The 17,202-nt window shown below is 39.4% G+C and carries 14 protein-coding genes; 13 read left to right on the forward strand and 1 reads right to left on the reverse strand.

Annotation, left to right across the window (positions count from 1 at the left end; genetic code table 11):
• The first annotated feature begins 172 nt into the window (after nt 1-172).
• Complete coding sequence (locus tag G611_RS13895; RefSeq protein WP_051195071.1) at nt 173-1,159, forward strand: sensor histidine kinase; 987 nt, start codon at nt 173-175, stop codon at nt 1,157-1,159.
• 64 nt (nt 1,160-1,223) lie between these two features.
• The gene (hypB, locus tag G611_RS0104785) at nt 1,224-1,895 is read left to right on the forward strand and encodes a hydrogenase nickel incorporation protein HypB (RefSeq protein ID WP_028242664.1); all 672 of its coding nucleotides are present in this window, start codon (nt 1,224-1,226) and stop codon (nt 1,893-1,895) included.
• Nucleotides 1,896-2,013: 118 nt separating this feature from the next.
• Here hypB and G611_RS0104790 read toward each other — a convergent pair whose 3' ends face one another.
• Nucleotides 2,014-3,531, reverse strand: coding sequence for a DUF5722 domain-containing protein (locus tag G611_RS0104790; RefSeq protein WP_028242665.1), 1,518 nt, complete (start codon nt 3,529-3,531; stop codon nt 2,014-2,016).
• 224 nt (nt 3,532-3,755) lie between these two features.
• Between G611_RS0104790 and G611_RS13900 the strand changes: the two genes are divergently transcribed.
• The 11 genes from G611_RS13900 to G611_RS13910 all read left to right on the forward strand — a co-directional run bounded on the left by G611_RS13900 (nt 3,756) and on the right by G611_RS13910 (nt 17,004).
• Nucleotides 3,756-4,760 carry a LacI family DNA-binding transcriptional regulator gene (locus G611_RS13900; RefSeq protein WP_036948214.1) on the forward strand — a complete coding sequence of 335 codons (1,005 nt, stop codon included), beginning with the start codon at nt 3,756-3,758 and terminating at the stop codon, nt 4,758-4,760.
• 30 nt (nt 4,761-4,790) lie between these two features.
• Nucleotides 4,791-6,281, forward strand: a complete 1,491-nt coding sequence (malQ, locus tag G611_RS0104800; protein WP_028242666.1) for a 4-alpha-glucanotransferase — start codon at nt 4,791-4,793, stop codon at nt 6,279-6,281.
• A gap of 59 nt (nt 6,282-6,340) precedes the next feature.
• The gene (gene tig / locus G611_RS0104805; protein WP_028242667.1) at nt 6,341-7,504 is read left to right on the forward strand and encodes a trigger factor; all 1,164 of its coding nucleotides are present in this window, start codon (nt 6,341-6,343) and stop codon (nt 7,502-7,504) included.
• A gap of 87 nt (nt 7,505-7,591) precedes the next feature.
• Nucleotides 7,592-7,735 (forward strand): six-cysteine ranthipeptide SCIFF, encoded by a 144-nt coding sequence (gene scfA, locus G611_RS13905; RefSeq protein ID WP_033151787.1) that lies wholly within the window; start codon nt 7,592-7,594, stop codon nt 7,733-7,735.
• A gap of 91 nt (nt 7,736-7,826) precedes the next feature.
• Nucleotides 7,827-9,209 carry a thioether cross-link-forming SCIFF peptide maturase gene (scfB, locus tag G611_RS0104815; protein ID WP_028242668.1) on the forward strand — a complete coding sequence of 461 codons (1,383 nt, stop codon included), beginning with the start codon at nt 7,827-7,829 and terminating at the stop codon, nt 9,207-9,209.
• 31 nt (nt 9,210-9,240) lie between these two features.
• Nucleotides 9,241-11,526, forward strand: coding sequence for a protein translocase subunit SecDF (locus tag G611_RS0104820; RefSeq protein ID WP_028242669.1), 2,286 nt, complete (start codon nt 9,241-9,243; stop codon nt 11,524-11,526).
• Between the two features lie 21 nt (nt 11,527-11,547).
• Entirely contained in the window at nt 11,548-12,837 is a 1,290-nt protein-coding gene (serS, locus tag G611_RS0104825) for a serine--tRNA ligase (RefSeq protein ID WP_028242670.1), read from the forward strand.
• Nucleotides 12,838-13,157: 320 nt separating this feature from the next.
• Nucleotides 13,158-14,990, forward strand: coding sequence for a translational GTPase TypA (typA, locus tag G611_RS0104830; RefSeq protein ID WP_028242671.1), 1,833 nt, complete (start codon nt 13,158-13,160; stop codon nt 14,988-14,990).
• Nucleotides 14,991-14,997: 7 nt separating this feature from the next.
• The gene (locus tag G611_RS0104835; RefSeq protein WP_028242672.1) at nt 14,998-15,477 is read left to right on the forward strand and encodes a cob(I)yrinic acid a,c-diamide adenosyltransferase; all 480 of its coding nucleotides are present in this window, start codon (nt 14,998-15,000) and stop codon (nt 15,475-15,477) included.
• A 70-nt stretch (nt 15,478-15,547) separates the two neighbouring features.
• Nucleotides 15,548-16,309, forward strand: coding sequence for a 4-hydroxy-tetrahydrodipicolinate reductase (gene dapB, locus G611_RS0104840; RefSeq protein WP_028242673.1), 762 nt, complete (start codon nt 15,548-15,550; stop codon nt 16,307-16,309).
• 38 nt (nt 16,310-16,347) lie between these two features.
• Nucleotides 16,348-17,004 carry an alpha/beta fold hydrolase gene (locus G611_RS13910; protein ID WP_036948221.1) on the forward strand — a complete coding sequence of 219 codons (657 nt, stop codon included), beginning with the start codon at nt 16,348-16,350 and terminating at the stop codon, nt 17,002-17,004.
• Nucleotides 17,005-17,202: the final 198 nt, after the last annotated feature.

A 17,202-nucleotide genomic window follows, 5' to 3' on the forward strand; every position in this document is an offset into this window, starting at 1 on the left:
AAATTTTTCATAACTCAGCGACCAAGGGTAACTTTGGTCGCACTCCCCGAAAGTTCAGCCAGCATTTTGATGCTGGCTTTTTTTATACACTTTTTATTAATATTTATAATACATTTTTGGTATGCTAGAATTAAATAATATCTACAGTGATAAAAATGGGGGATTTCATTAAATGAGAAAACGAATTCAGTTAAGCATGCTGACAATAGCAATCATTACAATTATTGCTATGACATTTGATGTAGAGACGCTATATCTACTGATTAACAAAAGAAGAATGAATGAAGATTCATGGCTGGAGCTTGTTGTGTTCGTAGTTGTGTCCATGGGAATAATTGTTTTTTGCATAATCGCAGCGAGGGTAGTGTCTGACAAGATAATTGGCCCTGTAAGAAACATGGCTGATCATGTTGATGATAGTACTTATACACCAGAATATGAAGAGCTGGTTCCAATCATGGATAAAATCCGCAGTCAGCATATTGATGTTTTAGCAGCGGCAAAAGCCAGACAGGACTTTTCTGCTAGCGTTTCTCACGAGCTAAAGACTCCTCTTACAGCTATTTCGGGCTATGCAGAGCTTTTAGAAAGTGGGACCGTAAAGCCTGAAGAATCCGCTCATTTTATAAAGGAAATCAGGAATAACTCAGACAGACTGTTAAGGCTTATAGATGACATCATCAGCCTGTCAAAGCTTGATGGTAATGCAAATCTTACCTTTGAAAGCTTGGATTTATATCAGCTTGTAGCTGAATGCATGAACACCCTTTCTATTATAGCTGACAAATCCAAAATCCATCTTACGATGGAAGGGGATAGCTGTAGTGTTTTTGGAAATAAAGAATGCTTAAAGGAAGTTGTGTATAATTTAGTGCAAAATGCTATCAAGTACAATAATCCAGGTGGCAATGTTTGGGTTAAGGTCTATGTGGATACTTCCCCAACCATTTCTGTTAAAGATGATGGAATAGGTATTCCTGCCGCGGATCAGGATAAGATATTTGAAAGATTCTATAGAGTTGATAAGAGCAGGTCAAAGGAAACGGGTGGAACAGGACTTGGTCTTTCGATTGTCAAACACATAGTGGAATTGCATCATGCAAAGCTTATATTAGACAGCGAACTGGGAGTGGGTACTGAAATAAAGGTGGTTTTTTAGTACAGGTATGAGATATAATAATCTTGGGTCAGATGGCCCGTGACTATTTTTAGGAGTATAAAAAATGGGTGAAGTTAAAGTAATTGAAATCGGCGAAAGCGTTTTTGCAGAAAATGATGCAGCAGCCGAAGCTATCAGAAATCAGATGAAGGAGCAGGGCACATTCTTCCTTAATGTAATGTCTGGTCCAGGCTCAGGAAAGACAACAACACTTTCCGCTATCATAAATAGAATGAAGGATAAATACAAAATTGGAGAGATGGATGTTGATATTGAAACCAGTATCGATGCCCAGCGTGTAGCAGATGCTACAGGTGTAGATTCTATCCAGATTCACAACATGGGACTTTGCCATATCGATGCTGATATGACTAGTCGTGCATTGGTAGAATATGACACAAAGGATTTTGATTTACTTATTCTTGAAAATATTGGTAACCTTGTTTGCCCAGCAGAATTTGATGTTGGTGCCAACAAGAATCTAATGCTTTTGTCAGTTCCAGAAGGAGATGATAAGCCACTTAAGTACCCACTTATGTTTGAAATCAGTGACGTAGTGCTTATCAACAAGATTGATACACTTGAATATTTTGATTTCAGTAAGGAAAAGGTTACAGAAAGAATTCTTAAGCTTAATCCAAATGCTAAGATTTTCTTTGTAAGTGGAAAAACAGGCGAAGGCTTAGATGAAGTAATCGCTTGGTTGGAAGAAGAGATTGCAGCCGTAAAGCTGTAATTAAACATGGAAATAAGAAGGCCACAGAGTAGGTAACAAGCTATTATAATTCACAAGCGAAGCATATAGCTGAGCGGTGAATTCATAATGCTTGTTTCCGTAACTCTGTGGCTGTTTTTTATCTAGGTGTAATCATTTTTGTTAAATCTACACCTGCAGCCTGGCTGGCCTGTGCAATTACATTAGGATCAGTGGCATTCTTGTAGAATTCATATCCCATCTTATGAGAACCATCTAGGTTTGTAAGTCCAGAAAGCATTCCCTGTGAAATATCAAATTCGTGATCTCTTTCTCTTGAAATAACAAGTCCATCTACATAGCGGTTATTTTCTGCTGAAAGATATGCGTATACTAAATCTGCAGCCTGAGCAGCCTCTCCGTTTGCACTGGAATAGCCAACCTCGGAGCACTTAACACTTCTAACTGCTCCTGTAGGAGAAAGCATATCAGGAGTACATAAGAAATCAGTTAATACATCAAGGTTTGCCATAGTTACATATGGAGAATTCTGGCTGTGAGAAACGTTTTTGCCTGTAGTCCATGCACCGGCTGCGTAAAGAGGTGCATTGTATGGATGAATGGCAACTCTCCAATCAACATTTCCTTCGCTCTTAATAAGGCTATTTAACTGTGTAAGAAAATATTTTCCAGAAACATAGTAGCTAGCTTCTGCACGTGCCCACTGATGATCTATGCAGGCATAAACATTAGCGTTAGCATTTTCAGATTTAATTCCGTTATACATGATTCTAAAGGCGTTAGCGTATTCTTTCATAAACACTTCATTAGAACCGCAATTCATATAATTCCATAAGTACCAAGCGTTAACCTCATTACCAATGATAAAGTTATCAACCTGACCATAACCGATGCCTGAATAATGCTTTGCAAGATATGATGCTGCAGATTGAAGTGCGTTAACACCGTCATCTGTATGGGCGTTAAGACCATAGTTGTTATGACCACCAAAAGCGTCCATAGAATATGGATTTACAAAGGTTGCAGGTGTGTTGTTATCAACCAGGATTATAAAATTAACCTGCATGCCAAGACTATTGTATTTACGAACAGAATAGTCAAAGCCTGCTAAAGCATTAAGTCGGGAAAGTGGGAAATTAATGTTAACCTGCTTGGCACCTAAATCTGCAGGCTGGTTTAAATCAGCAACAGATTTTAGTAAATCAGGAAGAACACCCTTTTTACCGTAATCCATTCTTGCGGGAGCGAAGCTTGCGCAAGCTTCAGGATTTGTAATAAACATGCTGTTTGAAACTGGCTTTAATGCACCACCACTTATTACACAAACAGTGAATTTCTTAAACAGCATTGAATTAGCAGTATCCTTTGCTAAAGGTATAGAAAAATTAGCTGCAGCAGAAACTGGAACCTGTGCTACATCTGTACCAACAGGTGCAGCCTGATTTACATTAGAGGCAACGAGATGATATTGTCCATCATCTGAAGCTACAGTTCCTGATGAAGCAACTACAACATTGGCACCTTGAATTAAGGCTCCAGCGATTACGACTTGAGAGCCACCTTTTGCTTCAACATTTGGAAGAGCGTAAAACAATGAAGCAGAAAAAACAAATGTGAGAGCAAGTGCTACACTAAAAAACTTCTTTAACACTTTCATATAACCAAACTCCTTTCACATCCAAACTTACATCAGTAAGTGAGAATAACTATACTCTCAAGTTATTAAAAATCTGTGATAATTTTAAAAGATTTTTATAAAAATAACAGAAAACTGTAATTGACGAAAACTATATTTTAGATTATGATTAAATTATCAATACTGGAAACGTTTCCAGTAACGTTTCCAGATGAAATAAAAATAATGGTAATTCGGGTAATAGTATGACAATAAAAGATATTGCAAGGCTTGCTGATGTCAGTGTAAGTACAGTATCAAGAGTTCTTAACAATCATCCAGATGTCAGTGCAAAAGCAAAGGAAAGGGTTCTTGCCGTTGTTGATAAGTACAACTACATACCTAACACAAGCGCCAGGGAGTTAGGCAAATCCACATCGGATAATATCGGCGTGGTGGTAAGAGGAATGGCCAATCCCTTTTACACAAAAATAATTACTGTCATGGGTAGCCTTATTGAGAAGGCTGGTTTCACCATGGTTATGCAGCAGATTGGAATCACAGATGATGAAATAATGACAGCTGCCATGATGGAAAGGGAAAAGCATTTGCAGGGGCTTATCTTTTTAGGAGGTAAGCTGGATTATACAAAGGAAAAAATGCAATGCATTAATATTCCATATGTATGTCTTACCTTTAATAATCAATACGGAAATCTTGCAGATTCAGATTATTCCAGCGTATGTATTGATGATAACCAGGCAGCATATGAAGCTGTAGAGGCCCTGTTCAATCATGGTCACAAAAAAATAGCTGTTTTATTATCAGGCGCATGTGACGGTTCAGTCAGTCAGGTTAGATTTGCAGGCTTTAAAAGAGCATTGCAAAATCATGGTATAGAGCTTGATGAAAATCTTATCATAGAAATAAATAGCTACAACATTACAGATGCTTATGAAGGCATGAAACAGTGGCTTAAGAAGGATTTAGATTTCACAGCATTATTTGCTATATCTGACAATATGGCTATGGGTGCCATGAAAGCCCTTAGAGAAGCAGGCAAAAACGTTCCAGAAGATGTGGCAGTGATTGCCATTGATGGGATTGAAGCTTCAGAATATATGAATCCAGTATTATCCACATTCTGTCAGCCAATGGAGGAAATGGGACGCGAAGCAGTTAATCTGCTTGTGGATATTATTGAAGAAGGAAAGCCTAATAAGCACATTACCTTAAAACCTTTATTAAGAGCAGGAGAAACTCTTAAATAAAAATTATAGAATGTATAGGAGATTACAAATATGAAAAGAAGTAGTGGTATTTTACTACCTATATCATCTTTGCCAAGCCCTTACGGCATTGGAACTTTTGGAAAGGCTGCATACGATTTCGCAGATTTTTTGAAGGCATCCGGACAGAAATACTGGCAGGTGCTTCCACTTGGTCCAACCAGCTACGGTGATAGCCCATATCAAAGCTTTTCTACCTTCGCTGGAAATCCATATTTCATCGATTTAGATGAGCTTGTAAAAGAGGGGCTTATTACAAAGAAGGATATTGAGAAGGAAAACTGGGGAACAAATCCAAGATATGTAGATTACGGTCAGATTTATATCAGCAGATTTAGAGTACTAGAAAAAGCCAAAACAAATGGCTATACAAAAGCTAAAAAGAAAATCGAAGAATTCAAGGCGGAAAATCCTTGGGTTGAAAACTACGCTTTGTTTATGTCTTTAAAGAAACATTTCGGTCAGAAGAGCTGGCAGGAGTGGCCCGAGGAAGACATTCGTATGCACAAAGAAGAAGCTGTTAACAAATATAAGAAAGAGCTTAAAGAGGATATAGAATTCTTTATATTCATTCAGTATCTTTTCTTTAAGCAGTGGGCAAAGCTTAAAAAATATATCAACGATTTAGGAATTGAAGTTATCGGAGATCTACCTATATATGTTGCGCTTGACTCTTGTGATGTGTGGACAGAACCAGAATTCTTTAGCCTGGATGAGGAAAACTATCCGGTAGAGGTTGCAGGAGTTCCACCAGATTATTTCAGTGCAGATGGACAGCTTTGGGGTAATCCATGCTATAACTGGAAGGCACTTAAGAAGGATAAATACGCTTGGTGGATTCGTCGTATCGAAGGCGCAGCAAAGCTTTATGACGTCCTTCGCATCGATCACTTCAGAGGCTTTGATGAGTACTGGGCAGTTCCAGCAGGAGATAAGACTGCTAAAAACGGTAAATGGAAAAAAGGCCCTGGAATGGATTTAGTTGGCCTTCTTAATAAGAAGTTTAAGAACATAGAATTCATCGCTGAGGATTTAGGTGAGCCTTCACCTACAGTAGTTCAGCTTCTTGAAGACAGCGGATGGCCAGGCATGAAGGTACTTGAGTTTGCGTTTGATTCAGGGGAAGCTAACAACTATCAGCCACATACCTATAACAAAAATTGCATCTGCTATACAGGTACTCACGACAATGCAACTGTTATGGAATGGTACAAAGCAGCTAAGAAAAAGGACAGAGATTACGCAAAGAAATATCTTGGTATTTCACGTTCAGAAGGCTTTAACTGGGGCATGATTAGAGGCGGAATGAGCTCTGTTGCAGTGCTTTTTGTAGCACAGATGCAGGATTTCCTTGGTCTTGGAAAATACAATCGCATCAATGTGCCTGGAACAAAGAGTGGAAATTGGCAGTGGCGTTTATTGCCAGATGAGCTTACAGAAGAGCTTTCTGAAAAGATTAAAGATATGTCTATTTTATACGAAAGAACCTCCTCAGATTTTTGATTTTATGCATGCTTTGTGTTAAACTAAGGCAAGATTTGTGTGAACACGGAGGATATGCAATGAAAAATAGATTATTAGCACTTGCCTTGGCAACAGCTATGGTTTTTTCAATCACAGCATGCGGTAAGTCTGAATCAAAGGACGACGCCACAAAGGACACAAAAACTGAAGCATCAAAGTCAGATGAAATCGAATACGATGTTGATGAATTAGTTACATTAGGTGACTATAAGGGTATTGAAGTTACAGTTGAGGGCGAATACGAATATTCAGATGAAGGCTTCGATAAATATGTTGAGGATACTATTGCTCAGGCTGGTATTTTCGCAGAGGACAAGAGCCAGAAGGAAGTAAAAGAGGATTCTATCGTTAACGTAGATTACGTAGGTTCTCAGGATGGTGTAGCCTTTGATGGTGGTTCAGCAGAAGACCAGACACTTGATGTTGCAAACAACTGTACAGCTGGTACAACACAGGGATTTATCGATGGATTCACAGCAGGCCTCGTAGGTCACAAGGTTGGCGAAGAGGTAGCATATGAGGTTACATTCCCAAAGGAATATGGCAATGCTGATTTAGCTGGACAGACAGTTATATTTACATTCCAGGTTAACTACATCGCAAAACCTATTTCTTCTAAGAAGGAATTAACAGATGATGTTGTTTCTGAAAAGTTTGGATATGACACAGTTGATAAATACATGGATTCTTTAAAGGAAAGCTATCAGAGCAAGCTTGAAAGCAACCTTAAGAACGATACAGAAACAGCTGTATTAAATGCAATTATCAACAACAGCAAGGTTGCTGAAATCCCAGATGATTTACTTCAGGCAAGAGTAGACCTTATCATTGCTATGCAGGATCGTCAGTATCAGGCATATGGCACAACACTTAAGGACTACATCGCATCTATGGGATATGACTATGATGAAGAAATAGCTAAGCTCACAGAAAACATCAAGGAATCAACAAAGACAGAGCTTATCCTTGAAGCTATTGCAAAGACTGAGGGAATGAAGGTTGATGAAAAGGATTATAGTGATTTTATTTCTAATCTTTATACTCAGATGGGCTACAAGGATGAAACAAGCTTCTATGATGATTATTCAGTAAAGGGCTATAGCGGAGAAAAATATTTCAGATTAGCTTATCTTACAGAAAAAGCAAAAGATTTCTGTATTGAAAATGCTGTTGTAAATTCTTCAAACGTTGTTGCTGAATAGGAAACACTTTATATTTTCCCCAAGCTGTAGTATAATTTACTCTAGCTTATTAGCTCGATGGAGCAAATAAAGAAAAGGAGAACTAATATGGAGCATATTAAGACACTTAATACTAAGAGATTACAGAACACAGTTAAAGAAGGTGGATGTGGCGAGTGCCAGACATCATGCCAGTCAGCTTGTAAGACATCTTGCACAGTTGGTAACCAGAGCTGTGAGCACAAGAACTAATCTTGTAAAAATTTAATATTCAACCACAAGACCGGTCTCCCTGAAAAAGGGTGAACGGTCATTGTGCGTTTATGAAAGGACTTATTTTTTAGTGATACATCAATTTAAAAACAACGGCTACAATGTTGTTATAGATATTAATAGTGGAGCTATCCACGTTGTAGATGAAATTACCTACGAATATCTTGGCCTTTGGCAGGAGCAGGGTGAGGAATCTGCAACAGCAACTATGAAACAGAACCATTCTGAGATTCCAGCTAGTGAAATCGATGAGATTCGTTCTGAAATTAACAAGTTAATTGAAGATGGTTCATTATTCACAGAGGATAATTACGAGCCTCGTATAGTAGATTTTACAGCACGTCCAACAGTTGTTAAGGCATTGTGCTTACACATCACTCACGACTGTAACCTTGCTTGTAAATATTGCTTCGCAGAGGAAGGTGAATACCACACAGGTAAGCGTGAGCTTATGAGCTACGAAGTTGGTAAGCAGGCATTAGATTTCCTTGTTGCTAACTCAGGAAGCAGACGCAACCTTGAGGTAGACTTCTTCGGTGGTGAGCCTCTTATGAACTGGCAGGTTGTTAAGGATTTAGTTGCTTACGGTCGTTCTCTTGAAAAGGAACATGATAAAAACTTCCGTTTCACTCTTACAACAAACGGCGTTCTATTAAACGACGAAATTCAGGAATTTGTTAACAAGGAAATGGGTAACGTAGTACTTAGCTGTGATGGTAGACCAGAGATTCACAATCTCATGCGTCCATTCAGAAAGGGTGCTCCAAGCTACGAGCTTGTTATGCCTAAGTTCAAGAAGTTAGCAGAATCTCGTAATCAGGATAAATACTATATCAGAGGTACATTCACAAGAAATAACCTTGATTTTTCAAAGGACGTTATCCACCTTGCAAACGAAGGCTTCAAACAGATTAGTGTTGAGCCAGTAGTTGCACAGGAAACAGACGATTACGCTATTCGCGAAGAGGATTTACCAAAGCTCTTCGAAGAATATGATAACCTTGCAGCAGAAATGATGAGACGTCAGGGTACAGACGAAGATTTCAACTTCTTCCATTTCATGATTGACTTGGAAGGTGGCCCTTGTGTTTATAAGAGATTATCTGGCTGCGGTTCAGGAACAGAATACTTAGCAGTTACACCTACTGGTGAGCTTTATCCTTGCCATCAGTTTGTTGGTAACACTGATTTCTGCCTTGGCGATGTTTGGCATGGGGTACAGAAGACAGATATCGTCAACGAGTTTAAGCATTGCAACGTTTACGCAAAGGAAGAATGCAGAAACTGCTTCGCAAGATTCTATTGCAGTGGCGGATGTGCAGCTAATGCTTACAACTTCACAGGAAGCATCCTTGGCAACTATCATGTTGGCTGTGAGCTTCAGAAAAAACGTATTGAATGTGCTATTGCTCTTAAGGTTCACGCAAGTGAAATGGAAACTAAAGCAGATTAGAGCACATTATTAATAGAATAGGAGAATAAATATGAAACGTTTAAAAAAGGGACAGGGTATTGCCTGGCTAGTAGCGTTCGTAGTAATTCTTGGTTTACTTGGTTACTATGCAGCTATCGTACTTACAGGCACAATCAAAGAAAATGATGACAGCTTAAAGCTAGGCTTGGATCTAGACGGCGGTGTATCTATCACATATCAGGCAGTTGGTAAAACTCCTACAGATGAGCAGATGCAGGATACAATCCTTAAGCTTCAGCAGCGTATCGAAAATGATTTGGGCGAAGAAAGCTCAACAACAGAGGCAAACGTTTATCGCGTTGGCGATAATCGTATCACAGTAGAAATTCCTGGTGTTACAGATGCTAATGCTCTTTTAGAGGAGCTTGGTACTCCAGGTACACTTTACTTCATCGCTCAGAGAGATAGCGAAGGAAATGAAAACTATACTTACGGCACAGATGAAAATGGGGCTCCAGGTTATGTTTTAAACAGTGACATTCAGACACTTATCGATAACGGTTCTGTTATCGCAACAGGTAAGAATGTTAAGAGCTCTCAGGCTGGTTCACAGTCAAACCAGACAACTGGTGCTACAGAATATGTAGTTCAGCTTACATTCGATGATGAAGGTACAAAGGCTTTTGCTGATGCAACAACAGCAGCAGTAGCTTCTGGCGAAACAATCGGTATCTACTATGATGGTCAGTTTGTTTCAGTTCCAAAGGTTAACCAGGCTATCACAAATGGTAACTGCGTAATCGAAGGAATGGAAGATTATGATGCAGCTGAAAAGCTTGCTTCATATATTCGTATCGGTGGACTTGACATCGAGCTTGAAGAATTAGAGTCACAGGTAGTTGGTGCTTCACTTGGTGCTGACGCACTTCGTACATCACTTATTGCAGCAGGCGTTGGTCTTGTTGTTGTAATGATTTTCCTTATTGCAATGTACTTAGTACCTGGTGTAGTTGCTTCACTTGCACTTGCACTTTACACAGCAATGCTTATCAGCATTCTTAAGGCATTTGATATTACACTTACACTTCCTGGTATTGCAGGTATGATTCTTTCAATCGGTATGGCAGTAGATGCTAACGTTATCTGCTTCGCTCGTATCCGTGAAGAAATCAAAGCTGGTCGTCCAGTTATTTCAGCTATTGAGACAGGTTTCTCAAAGGCTTTATCAGCTATCTTAGATGGTAATATCACAACACTTATTGCAGCAGCTGTTCTTGGAATTCTTGGTTCTGGTACAGTTAAGGGCTTTGCAATTACACTTGCACTTGGTGTTGTTTTATCAATGTTTACAGCACTTGTTATTACAAGAATTCTTATGAATTCATTCTATGCACTTGGCGTTCGTTCTCCAAAGGCATACGGTAAGGCTAAGGAGCCTACTAAGTTTGATTTCGTATCAAAGAAGGCTATCTTTATTACAATTTCAGTTGTAATCATTGCAGCAGGCTTTATCACAATGGGTGTATTCAAGGCTAAGGACGGTAGCGGTCTTAACTACTCTCTTGAATTCTTAGGTGGTACATCTACAACAGTTGATTTCAACGAGACATATACACTTGATCAGCTTGATGACAAGGTTGTTCCAGAAATCGCTGATACACTTGGTGTAAGCGAAGGAACTATCCAGACAACTACAGTTGATGGAACCAACCAGGCAATCTTCAAGACACGTACACTTACACTTGAAGAGAGAACATCACTTAACGAAATGCTTGAAAGCAAGTTCAACGTAACAGAAGAATCAATCACATCACAGAGTATTGGTTCTACAATCTCAGGAGAGATGCGTAGCCAGTCTACTATCGCTGTTATCGTTGCAGTACTTTGCATGCTTGTTTACATCTGGTTCAGATTTAAGGATCTTAGATTTGCATCATCTGCAATCATCGCCCTTATCCACGATGTACTTATTGTACTTGCACTTTACGCATTTGCACGTATTTCAGTTGGTGCAGCATTCATTGCATGTATGCTTACAGTTATTGGTTACTCTGTTAACGATACAATCGTTGTATTTGACCGTATCAGAGAGAATCACAAGGCAATCAAATCAGAAACAGCTGAGAACCTTGCAGAACTTTGTAACAGTTCTTTAGCACAGACATTGTCACGTAGTATTTCTACATCAATCACTACAGCAATCATGGTACTTATGCTACTCATCCTTGGTGTTTCATCAATCAGAGAATTCGCATTACCACTTCTTGCTGGTGTAATTGCTGGTACATATTCATCTATCTTCATTGCAACACAGCTTTGGTATATCCTTAAGGTTAAGTTTGCAAAGAAGAACTAAGTTTAGATTAGGAGATTTGAAATGATAGACATTAAGTTTTTACGTGAGAATCCAGACGCAGTAAAAGAAAACATTAAAAAGAAATTTCAGGAGCACAAGCTTGGCCTCGTTGACGAGGTCATCGAGCTTGATGACAAGAGACGTGCCACACAGCAGCAGGCTGATGACATGCGTTCAGAAATGAACAAGGCATCTAAGCAGATTGGTGCTCTTATGGCTCAGGGTAAAAAGGATGAGGCTGAGGCAGCAAAGGCTGAAGTAGCTGAGCTTAAGCAGAAGATTAAGGAGTTAGAGCCAGTTGAGAAGGAGCTCGCTGATAAGGTTGAGGAAATCATGATGAAGATTCCTAACATTATTGACCCATCTGTTCCAATTGGTCCTGATGATTCTTGCAATGTTGAAATCGAAAAGTTTGGTGAGCCAGTTGTTCCTGATTTTGAGATTCCATATCACACAGATATTATGGAGCGTTTCAATGGTATCGATTTAGATGCAGCTGGTAAGGTTGCAGGTAATGGTTTCTATTATTTAATGGGAGATATTGCTCGTCTTCACTCAGCAGTTATTTCATATGCACGTGATTTCATGATCGATAGAGGATTTACATACTGCGTTCCTCCTTTCATGATTCGTTCAAACGTAGTTACTGGTGTTATGTCATTCGAAGAAATGGATGCCATGATGTACAAAATCGAAGGTGAAGACCTTTACCTTATCGGTACATCAGAGCACTCTATGATTGGTAAGTTTATTGACACTCTTAATGATGAAGCCAACTTACCTTATACACTTACAAGCTACAGCCCATGCTTCCGTAAGGAAAAGGGTGCACACGGTATTGAAGAGCGTGGTGTTTACCGTATCCATCAGTTCGAGAAGCAGGAGATGATTGTTGTCTGCAAGCCAGAGGATTCAAAGAAGTACTATGATATTCTTTGGAACAACACAGTTGATTTATTCCGTAGCTTAGACATTCCTGTACGTACACTTGAGTGCTGTTCAGGAGACCTTGCTGATCTTAAGGTTAAGTCTTGTGACGTTGAGGCTTGGTCACCACGTCAGAAGAAGTACTTCGAAGTTGGTAGCTGCTCTAACCTTGGCGATGCACAGGCACGTCGTCTTAAGATTCGTGTTAAGGCAGAGGACGGTACAAAGTACTTCGCACACACACTTAACAACACAGTTGTTGCTCCACCACGTATGCTTATCGCATTCTTGGAGAACAACCTTCGCGAAGACGGTAGCGTAGCCATCCCTAAGGCACTTCAGCCATACATGGGCGGCAAAACCGAACTCGTACCTACTAAGTAATCGTAGAGTTTTGAACGTGGCATCATAGTACTCCGTGCTCCCGCAGGGCACCCCTCGTGCTCGAGTGTGGGCCCCACCCGCCGGCGTGGGACCCTCCCACACTCGGCACGATACTTCCCTGCTCGCGCTCGCCAAGGCTGAGTAGCCACGTATCGTAAACTTAGTAGGTAACGGTGTTAAGTGAGCTGGTAGGTAACAAGTGGCTCTCAACGTTGGTAAGCGCGAGCAAGAGGAACTACAGAACCACTTGTTACCTACCAGCGGACTAGGACCAGGGGTTTTTACGGTACCTAGAGTTATGCAGTAGAAAAGGAAATTTTATGTCAGTACAGAGTAGAGAAGATATTAGAAACATTGCAATTATTGCGCACGTTGACCATGGTAAAACTACACTTGTAGATGAGCTTTTAAAGCAGTCTGGTGTATTTAGAGAAAACCAGGAAGTTGCCGAGCGTGTCATGGACTCAAACGATATTGAGCGTGAGCGTGGTATCACAATTCTTTCAAAGAATACAGCAGTTTACTACAAGAACACAAAGATTAACATTATCGATACACCAGGCCATGCCGATTTCGGTGGCGAGGTAGAGCGTGTACTTAAGATGGTTGACGGTGTTGTACTTGTTGTAGATGCTTTCGAAGGCGCAATGCCACAGACTAAGTTCGTTCTTATGAAGGCTCTTGATTTGGATTTACCTGTTATCGTTTGTATCAACAAAATCGATAGACCAGAGGCACGTCCAGATGAAGTTATCGACGAAGTATTAGAGCTTTTCATGGACCTTGATGCATCTGATGAGCAGCTTGATTGCCCATTCATTTATGCAAGTGCTAAGGAAGGCTATGCAATGAGAAGCCTTGATGAAGAGCCTAAGGATATGACAGCTCTCTTCGAGACAATCGTAGATTACATTCCAGCTCCAACTGGTGATCCAGATGCACCTACACAGGTTCTTATTTCAACAATCGATTACAACGAATACGTTGGACGTATCGGTATCGGTAAGGTTGAGAATGGTTCTATCAAGATTAACCAGGACGCTATCGTTGTTAATGCTCATGATGAGAACAAGAATAACAGGGTTCGTATTTCAAAGCTTTTTGAATATGATGGATTAAATAAAGTGGATGTAGATGAAGCAAAGATTGGTTCAATCGTAGCTATATCTGGTATTTCAGATATCCACATTGGAGATACAATTTGTGCAGTTGATGCACCAAATCCTATCCCATTCCAGAAGATTTCTGAGCCTACTATTTCAATGAACTTCATTGTAAATGATAGCCCACTTGCTGGTCAGGAAGGAAAGTATGTAACATCACGTCACATCCGTGAGCGTCTTATGAAGGAATTAAATACAGACGTTTCACTTAGAGTAGAAGATACAGATTCACCTGATTCATTTAAGGTATCAGGACGTGGTGAGCTTCACCTTTCAGTTCTTATCGAGAACATGAGACGTGAAGGATTTGAATTTGCAGTTTCAAAGGCAGAGGTTCTTTATCATACAGATGAAAAGGGACGTAAGCTTGAGCCAATGGAACGCGCCTATGTTGATGTTCCTGATGAATTTACAGGAGCAGTTATTGAGAAGCTTTCACAGCGTAAGGGTGAGCTTCAGAACATGACACCTATCACAGGTGGATATACACGTATTGAATTCAAGATTCCAGCTCGTGGTCTTATTGGCTACCGTGGAGAATTCATGACAGATACAAAGGGTAATGGTATCATCAATACTATTTTCGAAGGCTATGAGCCATACAAGGGAGACATTGCTTATCGTAAGCAGGGTTCACTTATTGCATTCGAAAGTGGTGAGTCAGTTACTTATGGTTTATTCTCAGCTCAGGAGCGTGGTACATTATTCATTGGACCAGGCGAGAAGGTATATTCTGGTATGGTTATCGGACAGAGCTCACGTGCTGAAGATATCGAGCTTAATGTATGTAAGAAGAAGCATCTTACAAATACTCGTTCATCATCAGCAGATGAAGCACTTACACTTGTACCACCTAGAATCTTAAGTCTTGAGCAGGCACTTGATTTTATCGATGTAGATGAGCTTTTGGAGGTAACTCCTGAATCTCTCAGAATTAGAAAGAGAATTCTTGATCCATTAATGAGAAAGAGAGCTAGCATCAGAAAGTAGGAGAGTCATGGAAAAGGGAACTATACAAGTTTACTACGGAAACGGACAGGGTAAATCCGCAGCAGCGCTTGGAAATGCAATACGCTTTGCGTCGCAGGGTAAGAAATGCATTATTATAGAGTTTCTTAAATCAGAGACTAATACAGATTATTTTGAAAAGCTTGAACCTGAAATCAAGCTTTTCAGATTTGAGCGTTCGAAGGAAGGATTTGAAAATCTTACCGAAGAACAGAAACAAGAGGAGAAAATCAACATTCTCAATGGTTTAAACTATGCTAAAAAGGTACTTGGTACTGGAGAATGTGATTTGCTTATCTTGGATGAATTTTTAGGAGTTATAGATGAGGGCATAGTTGATGAAGAGGATATTATAAGTGCTCTTCAAAGTAAATCCCTTATTACAAATGTTATTTTGACAGGACAAAACATGTCCCAGGGCTTATTTGAAATAGCCGATAATGTATTAAAATTAGAGTCAGAGAAATAATCTCTGGCTCTTGTATTTTATGGAGAGTTTTAATAAACTTTTATTAAAACGTGAAGTAGAGGTGATTAAGATGGTTAAAGCAGTAATGAATGGATGCAACGGACACATGGGAAGAGTTATCACAGATTTGTGTAAGAATGATAGCGACATCACAATCGTTGCAGGAGTAGATAAATTTAACGAAATAGACAATGATTATCCAGTATTCGATTCTATAGATAAAGTAGATGTAGATTTTGATGTAATTATAGATTTTTCTAATGCAGCTGCAGTTGATGGCTTGCTTGATTATTGTGAAGCTAACAAAAAGAACATAGTTTTATGTACAACAGGTCTTACAGACGAAATGATAGCTCACGTGGATAAGGCCAGCAAAGCATGTGGAATACTTCGCTCAGCAAACATGTCATTGGGGATAAATACACTCTTTGATCTATGTAAGAAGGCTACTCAGGTATTTGCAGATGCAGGCTTTGATATTGAAATAGTAGAGAAGCATCATAACCAAAAGCTTGATGCGCCAAGTGGAACAGCTCTTGCTCTTGCAGATGCATGTAACGAGGCTCTTGAAGAGGATTACGAATATTGCTATGGCAGAGCAGACAGAAGAGAAAAGCGTCCAAAGAACGAAATCGGTATTTCAGCTGTAAGAGGTGGCAACATTGTAGGCGAGCACGAAGTTATATTCGCTGGTCTTGATGAAGTTATCACAATCAAGCATACAGCTTATTCTAAGAGCGTTTTCGCAAAAGGTGCGGTAGAGGCTGCTAAGTATTTAGCAGGAAAGCCAGCAGGTTTATATGACATGAAACAAGTAATCGCAGACAAATAGATTACTTTAAATTAAAGAGAAGGTAATGAGGGTAGATTATGTACATTCAGCTTAATTCACAGGTTATATGTTATGAGAAGACCGGCCAGGGGAAGCCGGTTATTCTTATTCATGGAAATAATGAGGATCATCATATTTTTGATGCTCTTGCTGAAACCATGAGTAAATATCATACTGTGTATGCCATGGACACAAGAGGCCATGGAGAAAGTGCTACGCCAAAGGAATATCACTATACCGATATGGCAAATGATGTCATTAATCTTATAAAAGCCCTTAATATAGAAAAGCCTGCATTAATAGGTTTTTCTGACGGAGGAATAATAGCACTTTTAGTAGCAATTAAGGCAAGCAGACTGCTTTCATCCATTGTTTGTTGTGGAGCTAATCTAAATCCTGCAGGTATTCACCATAGGGATTTAAGAGAAATAAAAAAAGAGTATAAAAAGACAAATGATCCAATAACTCGTATGATGCTTGTTGAACCGGATATAGATCCTTCTGAGTTAAACAGAATTACGGTTCCAGCTATGATTATTGCAGGAGAAAAAGACTGCATAAAGGAAAAAGAAACCAAAAGAATAGCTGAAAATATAAGTAATTCTAAAATGCTGATACTTGAAGGCGAAAACCATAGTAGCTACATAGAAGGTACTGATGCATTATATAGGTACATTGCGACTTTCTTGGTGTGAAACTAATAGTTGTGTTAGTGAAAAAACCATGATAAAATTGTTACTAAAGTGTGAACAAGAACAAAATATCATAGTTTTATAACGCAACAAGGAGCTATATTGGATTATATGAAATCCTTCATGGACAAAGTAATCACACAAGTAAATAGGGTACTAATTGTTAGCGCCGCAATGGTTTTAATTGCTTGCTATTTTGAT

This window comes from Pseudobutyrivibrio ruminis AD2017 (assembly GCF_000424305.1).
Lineage (GTDB): Bacteria > Bacillota > Clostridia > Lachnospirales > Lachnospiraceae > Pseudobutyrivibrio > Pseudobutyrivibrio ruminis_B.